The following is a 21,670-nucleotide window of genomic DNA, read 5'->3' on the forward strand; positions in this document are numbered from 1 at the left end:
ATAAGATATGGCAGCAACAGATTTCATAGTAGCGATTGAATTAGGTTCAACAGAGATAACCGGCATCGCAGGTAAGAAAAATGCAGATGGTAGCTTGAATATACTGGCTTATTCTTCTGAAAAGTCAGCCGACTGTATTAAAAAAGGAGTTATCTATAATCTGGATAAGACCACACAAAAGCTCACCTCAGTTATAAAAGGGCTTGAAAACAAACTTCAGGCCGGTATAAAGAAAGTTTATATCGGTGTGGGCGGTCTATCATTAAGAAGTGTCAGAAATTCCGAAAACAGACAGTTGGGAGAAGATACCAGAATATCGCAGGCCATAATTGACAGTATGATGCAGAATAATCTGGACATACCTCCATTGGACTATGAGATACTTGCTGTTGAACCTCAAGAATATAAGATAGGCAACAATCTGCTTACTGAGCCTGTAGGTACTACAGCCAACAGCATAGAGGGAAACTATCTGAATATCATCGCACGCCCTTCTGTCAAACAAAATATAAGACAGTGTCTGTCGCATACCGGATATGACATTGCCGGATTTGCTATATCACCTATGGCTACAGCTGATGCCGTGCTCACTACTAACGAAAAAAGATCAGGTTGTGCACTTATCGATTTCGGAGCCGATACTACAACTGTAAGTGTCTATAAGAACAATATATTGCGCCATGTCTGTGTAATTCCATTAGGTGGAAACAACATTACCAAAGATATAACCAGCAAACAGATAGAGGAAGACGATGCAGAACTGATAAAACTGAGATATGCATCTGCCTATACAGAACACAAAGAAGGTGAAGAAGTACAGGACTCAGAGTTCACTATCGACGGTAAATTCACCATACAGTCAAGGGTACTTGAGGATATTGTGGAAGCCAGAGTAAATGAAATTCTGAACAATGTATTCAACCAGATAAAGCTTTCCAACTATAGCGATTCATTAATGGCCGGTATCATCGTTACCGGAGGAATGGCTAATATGCCGGATATTGACAAAGCCATAACAAACATTACAAAAATCGAAAAAGTAAGGATAGCTTTAAACAGCGAGACAAATATTGTAGGAAACACTGTTATACCTAAAAACGGTAAATCAAATACCCTAATAGGAATATTGATGTCCGGCGAAGAAAATTGCTGCAGAATTGATCCTAGAAAGGGACATCAACTTGACTTTAATGAAGAAGCTGTTGCCGGAAGCGACAAACAAGAGAATAATAACGCGGAAGAGCAGCAAAAAGAGTCAGAAGAAACCAAAGCTGAAAAGACAATCAAAGAGGTTGAAACTATAGATAACACAAAAGAATGTCATCAACTGGTAATTACAGCATCACAGCTGATATTGAGCAGAGGATATTCTGAAGCGCTTGAAGTATTGGACAAGGCCAAGAAGCTGAACGTAGAAGCCAAAGCCAGAGAAATTGACTCCCTGGAAAAAGAGGCAAAGAGACTTTTGGAAGAAGCCGAAAGAGTGAGAGCTATAAAAGAGGCAAAATTACAGGCTGAAAAGCAACGTGAAGCACAGAAAAAAGAAGAATGTAATAAATTGTTGGAAGAAGCAATAGAGCTCATAGACAAAGAAAAATACAAAACCGCAAAAGAAAAACTTGACGCTGCAAGGGTATATAATATTGCGGAATGTAACCTGATTATAGAAGATCTGGAAGAAAAAATTGTGAAGACCCAGAAAAACAAGAAAAGAAGTATCTTTGACAGGATAAAACAAGGTATGAGCAAAGCTTCTGAAGAGTTTTTTGATGGAATAAAATAAAAGGCATCCATCATTTGATACCAACAATAAACAGTTATAACTAATAAACTAAAACTTAAAACGATATGTCAGACGAAACAACAATGCCTTTCGATTTTCCGAGAGACGTACAACATATAATAAAAGTCATTGGTGTAGGTGGCGGTGGCGGTAATGCCGTCAATCATATGTACAGGGAAGGTATCCATGATGTAAACTTTGTAGTCTGCAATACAGATAACCAGGCCTTGGATGAGTCGCCTGTACCTATAAAGCTACAGTTGGGTAGCGAAGGTCTGGGAGCCGGTAACCGTCCGGAAAGAGCCAGAGCCGCAGCCGAGGAAAGTATCGAACAGGTAAAAGATATGCTCAACGACGGATGCCGTATGGCTTTCATCACTGCCGGAATGGGTGGTGGAACAGGAACAGGTGCAGCCCCAATCATCGCCAAGGCAGCCAAGGATATGGACATCCTTACCGTAGGTATCGTTACCATTCCATTCCTTTTTGAAGGAAACAAGAAAATTGACCAGGCTCTTGACGGTGTGGAAGAAATGAGCAAACATGTCGATGCACTTCTGGTTATCAACAACGAAAGACTTCGTGATGTATATTCAGACATCAGCGTAATGAACGCTTTTGGAAAGGCCGACGACACCCTGTCTGTTGCAGCCAAGAGTATAGCAGAGATAATAACATTGAGAGGTAAGATAAACCTTGACTTCAACGATGTGAAGACCGTACTTAAGGATGGCGGTGTGGCTATCATGAGTACAGGTTATGGCGAAGGTGAAGGTAGGGTTTCAAAGGCCATCAACGATGCTTTAAACTCGCCATTGCTGAACAACAACGATATTTTCAATTCAAAGAAAGTACTTTTCGTCATTACATATAGTCCGACAAGCGAACTTATGATGAACGAGATGGATGAAATCCACGACTTCATGAGCAAATTCGGAAAAGACTTCGAAACCAAATGGGGTCTTTATGAAGACAGCTCTCTTGAATCGAAAATCAAGTTTACCATACTTGCCACAGGTTTCGGTATTTCGGATGTTCCGGGAATGGACAATGTAATACAGAAACATACCAAAGAAGAAGAGGAACGTCTGGCTGAACAGGAAGAAATCAGACAGAAGAAGGAAGACCGCCGAAGCAACTACTACGGGGCGAATATAGTAAGAACAAACAGAAAGAGAAGACATCACTTGTATGTATTCAGTCAGGAAGATCTTGACAACGATGATATTATAAGCATGGTAGAAACTATACCTGCCTACAAGAGAACAAAGAGTGAGCTTGAAAGCATACAGTCGAAAGCAGCTATGCAGGAAAACCCGTCACAGAATTCGGAATCCAACAATTCTGAAAGTACTGTCATAAGCTTCTTCTAATACCAACAAAGATAAAATACTTATAAACTTAAAAACTCATATATTATGGATTTATTCGAACAGATCAGCAACGATATCAAGGAAGCCATGAAGGCTAAAGACAAAGTTAAACTTGAAACTTTGCGCAATGTGAAAAAATTCTTCCTTGAAGCAAAAACAGCTCCGGGAGCTAACGATACCCTGACAGACGATGCAGCACTGAAGATTATGCAGAAACTAGTGAAACAAGGAAAAGATTCAGCTGCTGTGTATGAAGGACAGGGCCGTGCAGACCTGGCAGAAGCTGAAATGGCACAGGTAAGAGTAATTGAAACTTACCTTCCAAAACAACTTTCTGCAGAAGAACTTGAAGCAAAGCTTAAAGAAATCATTGAGCGTACAGGTGCAAAAGACGGAAAAGACATGGGTAAGGTCATGGGAGTGGCATCTAAAGAACTTGCAGGCCTGGCAGAAGGAAGAGCAATATCAGCAAAAGTGAAAGAGCTTCTGAACTAATATTACTCACAAAATTAGAATATAATGACAGCGGTATATATATTATGATTTAGACAAAAGCTTATTTCATAACTATATATACCGTTTTTTCTTATTATAAGATTAAAGACCAAACATTTATGAGCGAATTCTTTTTGGAAGCGCATAACATAGTGAAAAGTTATGCCAACCACACAGCCCTGAACGGCGTCAGCATAAATGTCCCAAAAGGAAAAGTATTCGGACTTCTGGGACCTAATGGAGCCGGAAAGACAACATTGATAAGAATAATAAACCGTATAACTGCCCCTGATTCAGGAGAAGTATATTTCGACGGTCATCTGTCACAACCTGACGATATCTACAGTATAGGATACCTGCCTGAGGAAAGAGGACTTTACAAAAAGATGAAAGTTGGCGAACAGGCTATCTACCTTGCACAACTCAAAGGATTGGACAAACGTGAAGCGACAAAACGTCTGAAAGAATGGTTTGACAAATTCGAAATAACCCAATGGTGGGACAAAAAGCTGGAAGAGCTGTCGAAAGGTATGCAACAGAAAGTTCAGTTCGTTATAACAGTACTTCACAAACCACAATTGTTGATATTCGATGAACCATTTTCAGGTTTCGATCCTGTAAACGCAGAGCTTCTGAAAAGAGAAATCCTGGAACTTAAAAATCAGGGACACACAATAATCTTTTCTACTCATAACATGTCTTCAGTTGAGGAAATTTGTGATAACATCGCCTTGATAAACCACTCACAAGTAGTACTGCAAGGGGAAGTAAACGAGGTACGTTCGCAATTCAAGTCTAACACATACAGACTAGGATTACACATGGAAGACAAACTGGCCGAGAACAGTATGTTCGAAATCCTATCATCCGAAATCAAAGGAGGAGAACATATTTATACCATAAAGAAGACAAACGAGATGAGCAATTCACAACTTCTGACAGCTATTGCTACTGGAAATGAAGTGACATCATTCTCCGAATGCCTTCCTTCGATGAACGAAATATTCATCAGAACTGTGGAGAACAGCAAACCGTAAAACTCAAAAACTTATAAACTCACAAACTTATATATGAACAAGACATTCATTATAATTCACCGCGAGTTCATGAACCGCGTGAGCAAAAAATCATTTATCATACTGACTGTTCTGATGCCGTTCATTTTTGCAGCACTGATATTCGTACCACTGATGCTTTCGATGGTAAAGAGCGACGAACAGAAAAACATTGCTGTGATAGACCATACTGGAAAATATTTCCCTATGATGGCCAATGACGAATCATATTTATTCTTCCCTGAGACAGAAATGAAAGATGAGTTCCGCTCGGATACGACAGCCTACAGCGCAGTTATAGAAATCACGGCAGATCTGATAGAAAATCCTGATGCAGCAGCTATCTATTCGCGCAAGGAAATCCCACAGGGACTGTCGCGCATAGTTAACAATGCCATAAACGAACAGATCCGTCACGACAAACTGACAAACTACAACATTCCTCAGTTGCAGAGGATTATGAACGATTTCGAACAGACCTACAGCATACGCACAATCAAGTGGAGCGACGACGGCAGCGAGAGCGAATCGAATGCAGGAGTAGCCGTAGCAGCAGGTATGATACTGACATTCCTCATCTATATGTTCGTTATGTCATACGGAGGTATGGTAATGCAAAGCGTAATGGAAGAGAAGACCAACCGTATAGTAGAACTTATGATTTCATCTGTACGCCCATTCCAGCTGATGATAGGTAAAATCATAGGAATCGGACTTGTAGGAATATTGCAGCTTGCCATTTGGGGAGTAATGCTTGTTATAATACTTACTGCTGCCGGATTAATGTTCGGAGTATCAGCAATGTCAAATCCTGACGCAATGATGGCTGCAACTTCAACACCGATGCCGGAACCTACAGAAGCAAATGCCATACTTGCATCTATCAACAACCTTAACCTGCCTGCACTGGGTGGTATCTTCGTACTGAACTTCATAGGCGGTTATCTGGTTTATGCTTCTATATTTGCAGCGATAGGCGCATCTATCAATGAGGCTGAAGACTCACAGCAGTTTATGACTCCAATAGTGTTCCTTCTTATTTTTGCACTATATGCAGCTATATACAGTGCGGAAAATGCCGATGGCCCGTTAGCCGTGTGGTGCTCAATGATTCCTTTCACATCTCCGGTGGTCTCAATGGTACGTGTATCTCTCGACGCTCCTGTATGGCAGACAACTGTTTCTCTGATAATTCTATATATATCTGCTTTCACACTGATATGGCTTGCAGGAAAGATTTACAGAGTGGGAATCCTGATGTACGGAAAGAAGCCATCATTAAAAGAGATGATTAAATGGATAAGCTATAAATAAGTTTTCCAATGCCGACTATTGTCGGCATATAAAAAAGACTATAAATACGAAAACTTTATACCCGTTGGCAGAGTTAAATTATAGTTCTGCCAACGGGTATTTCTTATATAAACAGTTCCTGTAATACGGACAAAGATTTCAGTTCCGGAAAATCCGGCAGATGCAACCGGTAATATTCGTTTATAATATCCAGACATCTGTTTCTCTCCATACGGTTCATGGCAAACAGATGCATATTGTCGTACTTCATACGCATCAGGTTGACTATACGTGCCGATTCCTCAGGATGAAGGAACATTCCATGAAAAGGTTTCTCTATAGTAAAACATGCATTCATAAGGTCGAAATAAGCACCTTCTGCGTAATCCTCAGTATTGGGATAGAGTCCGAAAAATCTTGACAGGCGGATAAGGAACACGAGATGAAAATTAGAAAAACTTTTTTCGCAGGCATCAAGCCACATTATCGAACCTGCCAAATACGAGAAAAGAGCTTCATCTCTACCCTCTTCTTTCAAAGCACGGAAAAGGAATTCTGACAGGAACATTGCTATTCCCGATTTATATGGATCATATGGAAGTGAACTCAGGACATGCCACAATCTGGCTTCACGTACAGGATGCAACGAAGCTCGCGGGCGGACTTCTGCATCAATCTCAACCATTGCAAAAGGCTGAAACAAAAGACTCATCGCACCTTTTTTCTTCGATCGCGACACAGGTATAAGAAAAGACATTCGCCCATTCTCACGTGTGAAGATATGGGCGATGTTCTTTGTGTCATTATACTTGAATGAACATAATACTATTCCTTGATATCTCTGCAACATAACAGTGCAAAGTTAAAGAATATATCATAAAAAATCAATCAATTTCCAATCCAAGTGCTTTTGCCACTCCACGACCGTAAGCCTCATCAGCTTTCATACAGTTATTGATATGTCTGCGCTTGATTTCTACAGGTATATCACCCATCGCACGGGCAGTATTTTCAAACAATACCTGCTGCTGTTCCGGTGTCATCAGGCGGAATAGGGCTCTCGGCTGTGAATAATAATCAGTATCGTCCTCACGGTAATCCCACTGGTATGCTGCACCGTCGAGTTCCAAAGGTGGCTCCTTATATTCTGTCTGGTTCATCCATTCTCCGAAGCTGTTAGGCTCGTAGCCGATAGTAGAACCGTGATTGCCATCCACACGCATCTGTCCATCACGGTGATACATATTCAGGAACGGACAACGGCTGCGGTTTACAGGTATCTGATGATGGTTCACCCCAAGACGGTAACGCTGTGTATCTCCGTATGAGAACAATCGTCCCTGAAGCATGCGGTCAGGCGAGAAGCTGATGCCCGGAACTACATTTGCCGGATTAAAGGCCGCCTGTTCCACATCGGCAAAATAGTTTTCAGGATTACGGTTAAGCTCCATGATCCCCACCTCTATCAACGGATATTCTTTCTGCGACCATACCTTGGTCAAGTCGAACGGATTGTAAGGACAGTTTCTTGCCTGTTCCTCTGTCATAAGCTGTACGAACATCTTCCATTTCGGGAAGTCACCCTTCTCAATGCTTTCATACAAATCACGCTGATGACTTTCACGGTCTTTTGCTATGATAGCCTCAGCCTCTTGGTCTGTCAGGTTCTTGATACCCTGCATGGTGTGAAGGTGGAATTTCACCCATGTGCGCACGCCTTCGGCATTAATAAACGAGAATGTATGGCTTCCATATCCGTGCATGTGTCTGTATGAATACGGAATACCTCTGTCACTCATAGTGATTGTTACCTGATGTAGTGCTTCTGGAAGTAGTGTCCAGAAATCCCAGTTATTCTTAGGACTACGCATATTTGTGCGAGGGTCACGTTTCACGGCATGGTTCAAATCAGGGAATTTAAGCGGATCACGCAAGAAGAATACAGGAGTATTGTTTCCCACGAGATCCCAATTGCCTTCCTCTGTATAGAACTTGATGGCGAAACCTCTGATGTCGCGTTCCGCATCGGCTGCTCCGCGTTCGCCTGCCACAGTAGAGAAACGAACAAACAATTCCGTTTCCTTTCCTACTTCAGAGAAGATGGCAGCTTTAGTGTATTTGGTAATATCATTAGTAACGGTGAATTTTCCGAAAGCGCCCGAACCTTTGGCGTGCATACGTCTTTCAGGAATTACCTCTCTGTCAAAATGTGCAAGCTTTTCAAGAAACCATACATCCTGTAAAAGCATAGGTCCTCTTTTTCCGGCTGTAGCCACATTCTGATTGTCGGCTACCGGTGCCCCCTGGGCTGTTGTTAGTTTTTTTGTTTCCATAAATACCTCCTTAAATTATTTAGTTAACATGTTACTTTGTATAAAAGTGTCCAGTTTAGTTTTGTCTTCGTCTGTCAAACGTGCTGTCTTCGATTTCAGGAAACCGCTTACTCCCTTTCCGGTCATATTCATAGCCTTTCTCATCCTGCGGTACATACTTCCGGTCCTTATCTTGTAGGTAGTAAAAAACATGACCTTACGTTCATCAATAAGACCTGCAACAGACTTGCTGAAGTCAATCCACTTCCGATGCGGATGCTGTCCTATAACAAACCAGCCGCAAGTCCAACACCCTGATAACACAATGTCTGATTTCAACAATCTCTGCTTGTCGAAATCCGAAATTGAGGACAGGCTGACATCAAGTCCCTTCGACCACAGATACATGGCAATCTCTCTGGCATATGCAGCTGTCCGGCCGGTATGGCTATAATATAAAACCGTTGCTTTCATAATCGTTATTCCTTAACTATTACGACTCTACTGTTTGGCAAATCGGGTATATAAATATATCCTTCTTTAACTGAAATATCTGCCGGACCAATCAACGGATTGTCAAGACTGATATTTACAGGAGTAACAGAGCGGTCGGAAAGACTGATTTTGCTTAATGAAGCAGGAACCCAGTTTGTGATATAGATATAATCTCCGTCTGTAGATGTTGCAATACCGTCATACTGTCCGGCAATATCGACAAACTTCTCAAGCTTCGGATTTGCAATATCATCTATCTTATATATAACATTCTTTCCTGTTGTATTTCCGTCGGCAGGATAAGATGCCACATACATAATGCCGTTATTGATTATCAAACCGTTCGGACCAGGTACTTCCAACCATTCCTCAGGATTATAGCCTTTATTTCCACTGATATCAATTCTGAATATACGGTCTGAATTTGTAACTGAAGCGTACAGGTATTTTCCGTCTGTCACAAGATCATTTACAAACAGATGACCTTCCGGCAATCTGATAATTACAGGCTTAGACGACTTATCTGCTACATTATAAACCACAATCTTGTTTACATCACACACAAAGAGTCTGTCGCTTTGTACTAACATTCCTTTTGGAGCAGAAAGATTACCATCAGCAGCTATAAACATCTCTGCTTTTCCATCTTTATAATACATTATATATCCTTTACCTTCATCGTTCAGAGGGTTAAGTTCCTCTGTTCCGAAATTGGCAATAAGAATACCATTATTATAAGGTAATGTACTTTCGCAAAAGCGTAAACCGTTATCTACAATACTCAAATCTGTCTGGGCAGAAGCAAATCCAAAGACACTCATAAACATAATAATCAATAAAGTTTTCATACGCATTTAAAATTTGTAACAAATATAAATATGCAAAAGATATTTCACTATATTTGTGAAATTCTATTTTCCGATAACAGTTATTGATAAAAACGATATAGCACAAATGGAACTAAGACAACTAAAGTATTTCGAGAAGGCATGCGAACTCAAAAACTTCTCCGAAGCATCCAGAATGCTTCATATATCGCAAAGCACATTGTCGCAACAAATCAAGCAACTGGAGGACGAACTCAACGTTCTGCTTTTCGACAGAATAGGCAAAAGAATTATACCGACAGAAGCCGGTATGGCTTTTCTGCCATTTGCAAGAAATTCCATACTAGAGGCAGAAAACGGAAAACAGATTATAAAAGACCTTAAAGGTATTATGACAGGAACGCTCAATATCGGTGTAACCTACAGTCTAAGTCATCTGTTGAGATGCTCCATAATCGATTTCAAGAAAGCTTATCCGGGAATAAATGTCATTATAAATTTCGGTACGTCAAAAGAACAGATAAGGCTTCTTGAGAATAAGCATGTGGATTGTGTTCTTTCATTCGAACCGGAAGAAATAGATGAAGAATATGAAAAAATCAAACTCTTCTCATCCAAACTGTATTTCATAGTTCATGAATCACACCCAATGTCTTACCTGTCATCCATATCGTTAAAAAAGCTACAGGAAATCGACTTGATTTTACCGGCTGTAGGATTTGCCACTCGCATGAAAACAGACGAGGTGTGCAACAAGAACAACCTCAAACTAAATATGGTAATGGAAATAAACGATGTGCAGACCATAATACATCTAATAAGAAAAGGAAACTGGGGAACTATACTGACCAGAGCAGCAATAAAAGACGAACCTGACCTAAAGGCCATACCTATACTTACAGCCGAAACACTAACATCGCAGGCGTACTTGTTCTGGCCAAAAGGCAGCTATAGAAAGAAATCAGCAACAGCTTTTGCCGAATTCGTACTAAATACCATAAAAAACGGATAATCAGAACTGCATAATACGCTTAAAGTCACTTGAAAACATAAACTGACACCATCGAACCAGTCTAAAACATAAATTCTCACCTCTTTAGAAAAAAAATAGCACAGAAGTTTTGGTAATTTGAAAAAACTTCATACCTTTGCATCCGCAATCGAGAAATAATAACCTCGACAACATCGGAATATCCGATTTAGGATGGCCCGTTCGTCTATCGGTTAGGACGCAAGATTTTCATTCTTGAAAGGGGGGTTCGATTCCCCCACGGGCTACATAATAAACAATATCACGAACAATATTAAAGATTAGTCGAGATGGCAAATCACAAATCATCTATCAAAAGAATTAGACAGGAAGAAAAAAGAAGACTTCACAACAGATATTATGCTAAAACTATGCGTAATGCTGTAAGAAAACTTCGTGCTACAACAGACAAAGCTGAAGCAGTAGCATTGTATCCAAAAGTACAGAAAATGTTGGATAAATTGGCTAAGGTTAACATTATCCACAAGAACAAGGCTGCTAACTTGAAGTCAAAATTAGCTGCACACATCGCTAAGATTGCTTAATTTTGGTACCTTAAAAAGATATTAAGGCTAGGTTTTTACCTAGCCTTTTGTCGTTTATACACTTCACATCCGAAAGCCAGGTGAAAATCAAAAAACATGCTGATTTTCACCTTTTTTTTGGCTATTTGGAAAGATTATTACACAGATTTTTCGTAACTTTGAACGATTAAATAAACTATTTAAAAACATGAGTGAAGAACTGACACCAAACAGCGGAAGTAACTACTCGGCAAGCAGTATTCAGGTGCTTGAAGGACTTGAAGCCGTACGTAAACGTCCCGCTATGTATATCGGCGACATCAGCGAAAAAGGTTTGCATCACCTCGTATATGAAGTTGTAGATAACTCTATCGACGAAGCTCTGGCCGGATATTGTACACATATAGAAGTAACCATAAACGAAGATAATTCAATCACCGTACAGGACAACGGACGTGGTATCCCTGTTGATTTCCATGAGAAAGAGAAAAAATCGGCTTTGGAAGTCGTTATGACAGTGCTGCACGCCGGAGGTAAATTCGACAAAGGTTCATATAAAGTTTCAGGAGGTTTGCATGGTGTGGGTGTATCGTGTGTGAATGCACTTTCTACTCACATGACAACAAACGTATTCAGAAACGGAAAAATTTATCAGCAGGAATATGAATGCGGTAAGCCACTCTATCCTGTAAAGGAAGTAGGTACCACTGATTTGAGAGGTACGAAACAGACTTTCTGGCCGGATGCATCAATATTCACCGTAACCGAATATAAATATAACATTCTTCAGGCACGTCTTAGAGAACTGGCATATCTGAACAAGGGTATCACTATCACTCTTACAGACAAGCGCGAAACAGAAGAAGACGGAAGCTACAAGAGTGAGGTATTCCACTCTGACGAAGGTGTTAAGGAATTCGTACGTTTCCTCAATTCTACAAATACTCCACTTTTTGATGATGTAATCTATCTGAACACCGAAAAACAGGGTGTTCCTATAGAGTGTGCCATCATGTATAACACAGGTTTCCGCGAGAACCTGCATTCATACGTAAACAACATCAACACTATAGAAGGCGGTACTCACGAAGGTGGTTTCCGTGCGGCACTTACACGTGTATTGAAGAAATACGCCGAAGAAAGCAAGGCACTGGAAAAAGCAAAAGTTGAAATCTCAGGTGAAGACTTCCGCGAAGGCCTTATCGCAGTAATCTCTGTAAAAGTTGCCGAACCTCAGTTCGAAGGTCAGACAAAGACCAAACTTGGAAACAGCGAAGTAAGCGGTGCCGTACAGCAGGCTGTAGGTGAAGCTCTTTCAAACTATCTTGAAGAGCATCCTAAAGAAGCAAAAGTCATTGTTGACAAGGTCGTACTTGCTGCAACAGCACGTATCGCAGCAAGAAAGGCACGCGAGTCTGTACAGCGCAAGAGCCCTATGGGCGGCGGCGGACTTCCAGGTAAATTGGCAGACTGCTCAAGCCGAGTAGCTGAAGAATGCGAGTTGTTCCTAGTCGAGGGTGACTCTGCGGGTGGTTCTGCAAAACAGGGACGAAGCAGACAGTTCCAGGCTATCCTGCCTCTGCGAGGAAAAATCCTTAACGTAGAGAAAGCGATGTGGCACAAGGCATTCGAGAGTGATGAAGTAAACAACATCATTCAGGCACTTGGAATCCGTTTCGGTGTTGAAGAAGAAGACAGCAAGAAGGCAAACATCGAAAAACTCCGCTACCACAAAGTGATAATCATGACCGATGCCGACGTCGATGGTTCTCACATCGACACACTTATCATGACTCTGTTCTACAGATATATGCCTGAAATCATTCAGGAAGGTCACCTATATATAGCTACTCCTCCATTGTACAAATGTACTAAGGGTAAGGTCAGCGAATATTGCTACACCGAAGAAGCAAGACATGCTTTCATCCAGAAATACGGTGACGGAAGCGAACAGGGAATACACACTCAGAGATACAAAGGTTTGGGTGAAATGAATCCGGAACAACTTTGGGAAACAACAATGAATCCTGAAACTCGTATCCTGAAACAAGTACAGATTGAAAATGCCGCTGAAGCGGACTATATTTTCTCTATGCTTATGGGAGATGATGTAGCTCCACGACGCGAGTTCATAGAAAAGAATGCTACTTATGCCAATATTGATGCATAATGTAGTTTATATGTTTAACTAAATTTTTTTACCTCCTCACATCTTACACGGAGGAAAGCCTCGGAATTCACAAAGTTCCGGGGCTTTTTTATTTATAAAAATCTTATATTTTATACAGTATAAATCATGCTCAGAAAGCGTATGAGGCCGTTTCATGCCATAAAACATTTATATTTTTTAGATTTAACGATTAAGCATTATTATAAAATAGCTACATTTGGAAAAAGAAACAACTAAATAAAAACTAATACCTAAGAAAGATATGAAACTGACATTTCGTATTAAGTATCGTACAGTATGGGGCGAAAGCATGAGAGTTATTATCAACAACGATGAGGAGAACTCACTTCCCCTATTCACTCGCGACGGACAAGAATGGCAAGGAACTTTCAACTACGATTTACCCGAAAATGAAGATATGGCAGCATACAGATATGCCGTATTCAGAAATGAAAGATGCGTAAGAAAAGAGTTCGGTGCAATTCCCCACTCTATTATAAAAGGTAATGCACAGCAACACCATTTTATTTTTGACGATTGCTGGCGTGACCTTCCGGAAGGAAATCACAGATACAGTTCCGCATTCAATGGTATTCCACATACAGAAGAGCCAAAGAAACTTACTGACAACGTAGGCAGCTGTATAACATTCAGAGCATTATGTCCAGGACTGAGACACAAAGAACAGGAACTGGGAATAATAGGCAGCTGTAACGCACTTGGCAACTGGGAGTATTACCGTCCGCTCAGAATGCAGGAGATATTGCCTGACGTATGGTACATATCTATAGACACTTCATCACTCACATTCCCTTTTGAATACAAGTTTGTAGCAATCAGCTCTAAAACCGGAGCTGTAGAGGAATGGGAATGTGGATACAACCGTACATTCCACATCCAGCCATTAATGCGTGGCGAAACTTACTTCCCTACGGAAACGGAAGTGTTCTTCAATCTGCCTGAAAGAAAAGTTGCAGGAAGTGCGATACCGGTTTTCTCACTCCGCTCGGAAGGCAGTTTCGGTGTAGGCGATTTCGGCGACCTGAAAACATACATAGACTGGGCAGCGGAAACAAACCAGCAGGCAGTACAGATATTACCTATAAACGACACCACAAGAACAAAGACATGGGTAGATTCATATCCGTACAATGCTATCTCAATATACGCGTTCCATCCTATGTATATTGACCTGAGACAACTTCCTGCTCTTAAGGATACAGATAAGGCTGCAGAATATGAAAATGAACGCCAGAAACTGAACAGTCTTCCACAAGTGGAATACGAAGGAGTAAACAACACCAAACGTGCATACCTGAAGGACATATTCACTCAGGAAGCCGAAAACATCCTTTCATCGGAAGATTTCAAAACATTCTATTGCAAGAACGAAGAATGGCTTAAACCGTATTCGGCATTCAGCTATCTGAGAGATCTGTATGGTACAGCCGACTTCAATACTTGGCCGGAATACAGCACATACGTTTCCGAAGAGATAGACAAGCTATGCGACAAGGAAGCCGAAACATATCCCGAAATTTCATTCTATTACTTCCTGCAATACGTACTGCATGTACAGCTCCTCGCAGCTGCCAACCATGCACGCAGCAAAGGTGTGATTCTGAAAGGAGATATTCCTATCGGTATAAGCCGCGGAAGTGTGGAAGCATGGGTAGAACCATATTACTTCAATATGAACGGACAGGCAGGTGCGCCACCTGATGCATTCTCTGTGAACGGTCAGAACTGGGGATTCCCTACATACAACTGGGACGTGATGGAAAAAGACAACTACCAGTGGTGGAGAAAGCGCTTCTCAAAAATGGCTGAATACTTCACTGCTTACCGTATCGACCACATACTTGGTTTCTTCCGTATATGGGAAATTCCTGTAAACTCTGTACACGGACTGTTAGGACAGTTTGTTCCGGCACTGCCTATGAGCGCGGACGAAATAAAAGGTTTCGGACTGAACTTCCAGAAAGAGTTCATGACAGAACCTTTCATCAACGACTATATGCTTAACACCATATTCGGCGACAAGAGTGATGAGGTACGCAACACTTTCGTACAGCATGATCACCATGACATCTACCGCATGCGTCCTGAGTTCGATACACAGCGTAAAGTTGAAGCTTACTTTGCAGGAAAGACAGATCAGGAAAGCCTCAACTTGAAGGAAGGCCTATACTCATTGATAAGCAATGTTCTGTTCGTAAAAGACAGAAAAAATCCTGAGATGTATCACCCGAGAATATCTGTACAGAACGACTTCATCTACAAGCAACTCAATTGGCAGGAACAGGAAGCCTTCAACAGACTATACAATCATTACTACTACCAGCGCCACAACAAGTTCTGGTACGACGAGGCAATGAAAAAACTGCCTGCCCTCACCCAGTCAACTTCAATGCTTGTTTGCGGTGAAGACTTGGGAATGGTGCCAGACTGTGTGCCATGGGTAATGAACCAGCTGCAGATTCTTTCTCTCGAAATACAGAGAATGCCTAAGGACCCTAAAGATGAGTTCGGACATGTCTATAACTATCCGTTCCGCTCTGTTTGTACTATAGGTACCCATGATATGTCAACCCTCCGTGGTTACTGGAAGGAAGATGCACAAATCACAGAACGCTACTATCATTATGAGCTTGGACATTGGGGTGAAGTTCCACAGGATGCACCGGGATGGCTATGCCGTGAGGTTGTAAGCCAGCATCTGAACTGCCCGTCACTACTATGTATCCTGACATGGCAGGACTGGACATCAATAGATGAAACTCTCCGCAATCCGGACATTGAGATAGAACGTATTAACGTTCCTGCAAATCCTCGCCACTACTGGAGATGGAGAATGCACGTCACTCTGGAAGACCTTATGAAGAAAGACGATTTCAACGAACAGATAAGAAACATGATTTCTGAAAGCAGAAGAATCTAAGGATAATCCGTAATCAAGTTATTAACAACCAGACAGGGTTTAAACAGTATTTACAAGCTGTTTAAACCCTGTTCCTTTTTAACACCGTATGTGAATAACACATTAATAACTCCATACATAAATATTGCTGCATGAAAAACAAAATGCGTACCTTTGCATCCGGAAATTTTAAAACCCCATAAAGATGCTTTTACCATACTTGAATGAAAACCTTATAGAAGCCGGATGTGATGAAGCGGGACGAGGATGTCTTGCCGGAGCAGTTTATGCCGCAGCCGTCATTCTGCCGAAGGACTTCAAGAATGAGATGCTGAACGACTCGAAGCAATTGTCTGAGAAACAGCGCTATCAGCTTAGAGAAGTTATAGAAAAGGAAGCACTGGCATGGGCAATTGGTATTGTAGAACCGGAAGAAATTGATAAAATCAACATTCTGAACGCTTCGTTCCTCGCGATGCACAGAGCAATTGACCAACTGAAAATTACTCCAGAACATTTGCTGATAGACGGCAACCGTTTCAACAAATACAAGAACATTCCGCATACCACAATAGTAAAGGGCGACGGAAAATATCTTTCAATAGCAGCCGCTTCGATACTTGCGAAGACTTATCGTGACGACTATATGAACAGGCTGCACAGTGAATATCCTATGTACGCATGGGATATGAACAAGGGATATCCCACAAAAAAACACCGACAAGCCATAAAAGAATTCGGCACTTCTCCCTATCACCGCCTGAGTTACAACCTTTTAGGCGACACTCAGCTTTCGCTGGATTTCTAAATCAAGTCTTGGATTTCAACATCAACAGGAGTTATTAACAACCTGTTGAAAACCTACGTTATTAACAGCCTGTTAATAACTCTGCCTTCATGCCTTCTAACTTTGGCACGACCGAATCAATTCATATAACATTTTTCCAGTCCAAACACATTAAATACAGAAGTAAGAGTCCGCAAAAGGACATTTTGACACGTAAAACAAGATAACCAAATGACAATTTGTCAATTTCCAACTTTATCAACACCTGTGAATATATTAATAATGTTTCCACATGTTTAAAACAATGGCCTGAAGGTTTAAAATCAGATTATAAACATTAAACACCGTCTGACAAAAATTCAAACTCACGGCATCGGCACACAGTTTGCAATATCAATAGTGAACTTGAGGTTCAAAAACCAAGAGTTCGGAAATAATTGAAAATGTATAACTTAAATATAGGAGATTAAAACTATGATGCCGATTAGAAAGTATTACAATCAGAACTGGTTACCAAGTATCTTTAATGATTTCTTCGATAACGACTGGATGGAAAAAGCTAACGCTACAGCCCCGGCTATCAATGTTATTGAGAGCGAAAAGAACTACAAAGTAGAGGTTGCAGCTCCAGGAATGACAAAAGACGATTTCAACATCCATTTGGGAGATGACAATGAACTTGTTATTTCTATGGAAAAGAAAGTTGAAAACGAAGATAAGAATAAAGAAGACAAGAAATACTTGCGACGCGAGTTCTCTTACACAAAATTCCAACAGTCACTTTACTTGCCTGACAATGTTGATAAGGAAAAGATAAGTGCTAATGTTTCAGACGGTGTATTGACTATCGAGTTGCCGAAGTATTCACCAGAAGAAAAAGCTAAGGTTAATCGTGTTATTGAGATACATTAATCATTGGTAAACCAAATAAGAGCCTCCCGCCAACAGTCAACGGGAGGCTCTGTTTTTATAAGTAAACAACTTAAATAAATGCTTATGAGAACTTGAAATCATCTTTACATATTCTATAAATACAACTTATATTTACATATCTATAGATTGTATTTTTATATATATAACTTGTATTTATAAAAACAAAGGTTGTATTTATAGAATATGTAAGGTTGTTTACAAGAATTTCCAGGCATAAAACAACTTTATAAACCACCAACTTTAAAAACTCAAAATATATGGCTTTTATAGATTATTACAAAGTACTGGGCGTAGAACGTAATGCCACACAAGATGATATCAAGAAAGCCTATCGTAAGATGGCCAGAAAGTATCATCCTGACCTGAACAAAGACGACCCTAACGCCAAAGACAAGTTTCAGGAGATAAACGAAGCTAACGAAGTTTTGAGCGATCCTGAAAAAAGAAAGAAATACGACGAATACGGCGAACACTGGAAACATGCCGACGAATTCAAGGCTGAACGTGAAGCATACCAGAGAGCACAAGAGAAAGGCGGACAATCTGCATACTGGTACTCCGTAAATGGCGACGACTTCATGGGAGGCTTCGGAAGAGGAAACGCAAGCGGATTTTCCGACTTCTTCGAACAGCTGTTCGGACATGGAGCTTCTGGCAGCAGAAGCAGAAGGACCTACAACATGATGGAAAGCGGAGAAGACATAGAAGCACAGATGAACCTTTCACTCCGAGAAGCGGCTGTAACGCATAAACAGACCTTCAGCGTAAACGGCGAAAATCTGCGTATAACCATACCTGCGGGTATTGCCGACGGACAAATGATAAAACTGAAAGGACACGGCGAAAAAGGCAGCAACGGAGCTCCTAATGGAGACCTTTACATCACATTCAAAATTGCTCCTGACCCTGAGTTCAAACGTGAGGGAGACGACCTGTTCACAGATGTCGATATAGACCTTTATACAGCTGTTCTTGGAGGTACTGTGAACGTCAAGACCATAGACGGAATGGTTAAGCTGAAAGTAAATCCGGGCACTCAGAACGACACAAAAGTCAGACTGCGTGGTAAAGGATTCCCTGTTTATAAGAAAGAAGGTACTTTCGGCGATTTGATTGTGACATATCATGTGGATATACCTACATCTTTAAGCGAAAAGCAGAAAGAACTGTTCACACAGTTGAAAAATAGCTAAAATTGAAGCGATAATCCATAGATAATAACTTTATCAATTACAACAGATTTATGGCAGCCAATTCCTCAGTCAGTGCGTTAATACCTTTCTGAATCTTCTCCAACTGCTGCTTGCGAGGTTTATGCACTCCGGCCGCATAATGCCACAACTGGCGTTCATTGATGCCTGTTATCCGACTCAATGCGGCCTTAGTGAAAATACTACTGTAGTAGTTGATAAATGTAGAAGCATCTATTTTAAATTTTAAGGAAAATTCCCCTTTGAGAATTTCGCAAGGATTCGGATTGTCCTCCAAATATAAGTCTATAGCTTCTTTCATGTTATCTTCAATCTCCCTTATGTTATTACCAACCGTAATAACAGGAGCACCTTCGATATAAGCACTAAGATTGTTGCCGGCATGTTCCACAATAACTTCAACTGTTCTCATTTTGACCACCATTTTATAGTTAAACAAAAGAGGCTGGGGCTATTTTAGCCCCGCTTGCCTCAAAATGCTGTAATAAGTGCCTTTTTCAACGCCTTTCTTTCCATGATTCGGAACGACTACCGTTATTCCGTCTTTTTCAAACTTCATGTGGCTGCCCTTCTGGCTTTTTAGAACGAAGCCGTTGTCAAGCAACATAGTTACAACCTCCTTAACTGACTTGTAACTCATAGCGTTTTTGACTTTATTACTTTGCAAATATAGTAAATCCACGAATAATTCACAAACAATATATTCTCATTTTTACTATAATTGAAAGTATATTCTAAATTATCCATTATAAGCTCTATATTAAAAATACTCAAAACATTCGCTCAAAAAGCAGATATTTTGTACTTTTGCAGCCGGAAAACAAATTGGATTTCAAACTTCTAAAACATATTACAATTATGGCAAAGAAAGCACTTTTAATGATCCTCGACGGATGGGGCTGCGGCGACCATCAAAAAGACGATGTAATCTTTAACACTCCTACTCCTTACTGGGACAGCCTGTTGGCTAACTACCCTCACTCACAGTTGCAGGCAAGCGGTGAAAACGTAGGTCTTCCTGACGGACAGATGGGTAACTCAGAAGTTGGTCACCTCAACATCGGTGCAGGACGCATCGTTTATCAGGATTTGGTAAAAATCAACCGTGCTTGTGCCGACGGAAGCATCATGAAGAACCCTGAAGTTGTTTCTGCCTTCACATACGCTAAGGAAAACGGTAAGAACATACACTTCATGGGTCTTACTTCAAACGGTGGCGTTCACTCTTCACTAGACCACTTGTTCCGCCTTTGCGACATCGCTAAAGAATACGGTATCGAAAATACTTTCATCCACTGCTTCATGGACGGTCGTGACACTGACCCTAAGAGCGGTAAAGGATTTATCGAAGAACTTACTGCACACTGCGCTAAATCAGCAGGTAAAATCGCTTCTATCGTAGGTCGTTTCTATGCAATGGACCGCGACAAACGTTGGGAACGTGTGAAAGAAGCTTACGACTTGCTCGTTAACGGTACAGGCAAGAAAGCTACAGACATGGTTCAGGCTATACAGGAATCATACGATGAAGGTGTTACTGACGAATTCATCAAACCTATCTCTAACGCTAACTTCGACGGTACTATCAAAGAAGGCGACGTAGTTATCTTCTTCAACTACCGCAACGACCGTGCAAAAGAGCTTACTATCGTTCTTACTCAGCAGGATATGCCTGAAGCTGGTATGAAGACTATTCCAGGACTTCAGTACTACTGTATGACTCCATACGATGCTTCATTCAAGGGTGTACACATCCTCTTCCCTAAGGAAAACGTACAGAACACTCTTGGCGAATACCTCGCTGCAAACGGAAAGACTCAGCTTCACATCGCTGAAACAGAAAAGTATGCACACGTTACATTCTTCTTCAACGGCGGACGTGAAACTCCATACGACAACGAAGACCGTATCCTGGTTCCTTCTCCAAAGGTTGCTACTTACGACCTGAAGCCTGAAATGAGCGCTTACGAAGTAAAGGACAAACTGGTAGAAGCTATCAACACTCAGAAATACGACTTCATCGTTGTTAACTATGCTAACGGTGACATGGTAGGCCACACTGGTATCTACGAAGCTATCGAAAAGGCTGTTGTTGCTATCGACAACTGCGTGAAAGATACAGTAGAAGCTGCTAAGGCTAACGACTACGAAGTAATCATCATCGCTGACCACGGAAATGCTGACCACGCATTGAACGAAGACGGAACTCCTAACACTGCTCACTCACTTAACCCGGTTCCATTTGTTTACGTAACAGCAAACAAGGACGCTAAGGTTGAAAACGGTGTATTGGCAGACGTTGCTCCTTCTATCCTTCACATCCTGGGCATGGCTCAGCCAGCTGATATGACAGGAAAAGACCTGATTAAGTAATCTTTCAGAATAGATTAAAGATACAAACAAAAGCACAGACAGCATATGGACAAGGATCCTATGAGGTCTGTGCTTTTTTTATAACAGTA

19 protein-coding genes and 1 tRNA gene are annotated in these 21,670 nt (G+C 41.0%); 14 read left to right on the forward strand and 6 right to left on the reverse strand.

Going from position 1 to position 21,670, the window contains the following annotated elements:
• The first annotated feature begins 7 nt into the window (after positions 1-7).
• The 5 genes from ftsA to OCV82_RS04905 all read left to right on the forward strand — a co-directional run bounded on the left by ftsA (position 8) and on the right by OCV82_RS04905 (position 6,020).
• Positions 8-1,783: a cell division protein FtsA gene (gene ftsA / locus OCV82_RS04885; RefSeq protein ID WP_154043409.1), complete on the forward strand. Its 1,776-nt coding sequence runs from the start codon at positions 8-10 to the stop codon at positions 1,781-1,783.
• A gap of 65 nt (positions 1,784-1,848) precedes the next feature.
• On the forward strand, positions 1,849-3,156 hold the full coding sequence (gene ftsZ / locus OCV82_RS04890) for a cell division protein FtsZ (RefSeq protein ID WP_154043410.1): 1,308 nt from the start codon (positions 1,849-1,851) through the stop codon (positions 3,154-3,156).
• Positions 3,157-3,201: 45 nt separating this feature from the next.
• Entirely contained in the window at positions 3,202-3,651 is a 450-nt protein-coding gene (locus OCV82_RS04895) for a GatB/YqeY domain-containing protein (RefSeq protein ID WP_154043411.1), read from the forward strand.
• A 119-nt stretch (positions 3,652-3,770) separates the two neighbouring features.
• Entirely contained in the window at positions 3,771-4,688 is a 918-nt protein-coding gene (locus tag OCV82_RS04900; RefSeq protein ID WP_154043412.1) for an ABC transporter ATP-binding protein, read from the forward strand.
• Between the two features lie 33 nt (positions 4,689-4,721).
• Positions 4,722-6,020, forward strand: coding sequence for an ABC transporter permease (locus OCV82_RS04905; RefSeq protein WP_154043413.1), 1,299 nt, complete (start codon positions 4,722-4,724; stop codon positions 6,018-6,020).
• 103 nt (positions 6,021-6,123) lie between these two features.
• On the opposite strand, the gene recO is transcribed toward OCV82_RS04905, so the two are convergent.
• Genes recO through OCV82_RS04925 form a run of 4 tightly spaced genes read right to left on the reverse strand, consistent with a single transcriptional unit; the run spans position 6,124 to position 9,654 of the window.
• Positions 6,124-6,849: a DNA repair protein RecO gene (gene recO / locus OCV82_RS04910; RefSeq protein WP_154043414.1), complete on the reverse strand. Its 726-nt coding sequence runs from the start codon at positions 6,847-6,849 to the stop codon at positions 6,124-6,126.
• Positions 6,850-6,883: 34 nt separating this feature from the next.
• Entirely contained in the window at positions 6,884-8,332 is a 1,449-nt protein-coding gene (locus tag OCV82_RS04915; protein WP_154043415.1) for a catalase, read from the reverse strand.
• 15 nt (positions 8,333-8,347) lie between these two features.
• Positions 8,348-8,785 (reverse strand): flavodoxin family protein, encoded by a 438-nt coding sequence (locus tag OCV82_RS04920; RefSeq protein WP_154043416.1) that lies wholly within the window; start codon positions 8,783-8,785, stop codon positions 8,348-8,350.
• Positions 8,786-8,790: 5 nt separating this feature from the next.
• On the reverse strand, positions 8,791-9,654 hold the full coding sequence (locus OCV82_RS04925; protein ID WP_154043417.1) for a YncE family protein: 864 nt from the start codon (positions 9,652-9,654) through the stop codon (positions 8,791-8,793).
• Positions 9,655-9,760: 106 nt separating this feature from the next.
• Between OCV82_RS04925 and OCV82_RS04930 the strand changes: the two genes are divergently transcribed.
• From OCV82_RS04930 to OCV82_RS04965, 8 genes are all read left to right on the forward strand, one after another.
• Positions 9,761-10,645 (forward strand): LysR substrate-binding domain-containing protein, encoded by an 885-nt coding sequence (locus tag OCV82_RS04930; protein ID WP_154043418.1) that lies wholly within the window; start codon positions 9,761-9,763, stop codon positions 10,643-10,645.
• A 194-nt stretch (positions 10,646-10,839) separates the two neighbouring features.
• Positions 10,840-10,911, forward strand: a tRNA-Glu gene (locus OCV82_RS04935).
• A gap of 42 nt (positions 10,912-10,953) precedes the next feature.
• Positions 10,954-11,208 carry a 30S ribosomal protein S20 gene (rpsT, locus tag OCV82_RS04940; RefSeq protein ID WP_154043419.1) on the forward strand — a complete coding sequence of 85 codons (255 nt, stop codon included), beginning with the start codon at positions 10,954-10,956 and terminating at the stop codon, positions 11,206-11,208.
• A 187-nt stretch (positions 11,209-11,395) separates the two neighbouring features.
• Positions 11,396-13,357, forward strand: coding sequence for a DNA topoisomerase (ATP-hydrolyzing) subunit B (gene gyrB / locus OCV82_RS04945; RefSeq protein ID WP_154043420.1), 1,962 nt, complete (start codon positions 11,396-11,398; stop codon positions 13,355-13,357).
• 262 nt (positions 13,358-13,619) lie between these two features.
• Entirely contained in the window at positions 13,620-16,298 is a 2,679-nt protein-coding gene (locus tag OCV82_RS04950; protein WP_154043421.1) for a 4-alpha-glucanotransferase, read from the forward strand.
• Between the two features lie 184 nt (positions 16,299-16,482).
• A complete protein-coding gene (locus OCV82_RS04955) occupies positions 16,483-17,085 on the forward strand; it encodes a ribonuclease HII (protein ID WP_154043422.1) in 603 nt (200 codons plus the stop codon).
• A 453-nt stretch (positions 17,086-17,538) separates the two neighbouring features.
• Positions 17,539-17,976, forward strand: coding sequence for an Hsp20/alpha crystallin family protein (locus OCV82_RS04960; protein WP_154043423.1), 438 nt, complete (start codon positions 17,539-17,541; stop codon positions 17,974-17,976).
• 278 nt (positions 17,977-18,254) lie between these two features.
• Positions 18,255-19,190 carry a DnaJ C-terminal domain-containing protein gene (locus tag OCV82_RS04965; RefSeq protein ID WP_154043424.1) on the forward strand — a complete coding sequence of 312 codons (936 nt, stop codon included), beginning with the start codon at positions 18,255-18,257 and terminating at the stop codon, positions 19,188-19,190.
• A 37-nt stretch (positions 19,191-19,227) separates the two neighbouring features.
• Here the strand turns inward: OCV82_RS04965 and OCV82_RS04970 are convergent, their stop codons facing one another.
• Positions 19,228-19,620 carry an antitoxin HicB gene (locus OCV82_RS04970; RefSeq protein WP_154043425.1) on the reverse strand — a complete coding sequence of 131 codons (393 nt, stop codon included), beginning with the start codon at positions 19,618-19,620 and terminating at the stop codon, positions 19,228-19,230.
• Positions 19,621-19,659: 39 nt separating this feature from the next.
• Positions 19,660-19,848 carry a type II toxin-antitoxin system HicA family toxin gene (locus tag OCV82_RS04975; RefSeq protein ID WP_154043426.1) on the reverse strand — a complete coding sequence of 63 codons (189 nt, stop codon included), beginning with the start codon at positions 19,846-19,848 and terminating at the stop codon, positions 19,660-19,662.
• 218 nt (positions 19,849-20,066) lie between these two features.
• Between OCV82_RS04975 and gpmI the strand changes: the two genes are divergently transcribed.
• Positions 20,067-21,581: a 2,3-bisphosphoglycerate-independent phosphoglycerate mutase gene (gene gpmI, locus OCV82_RS04980; RefSeq protein ID WP_154043427.1), complete on the forward strand. Its 1,515-nt coding sequence runs from the start codon at positions 20,067-20,069 to the stop codon at positions 21,579-21,581.
• The last annotated feature ends 89 nt before the right edge of the window (positions 21,582-21,670 follow it).

The organism is Bacteroides cellulolyticus (assembly GCF_025567135.1).
Classification (GTDB): domain Bacteria; phylum Bacteroidota; class Bacteroidia; order Bacteroidales; family Bacteroidaceae; genus Phocaeicola; species Phocaeicola cellulolyticus.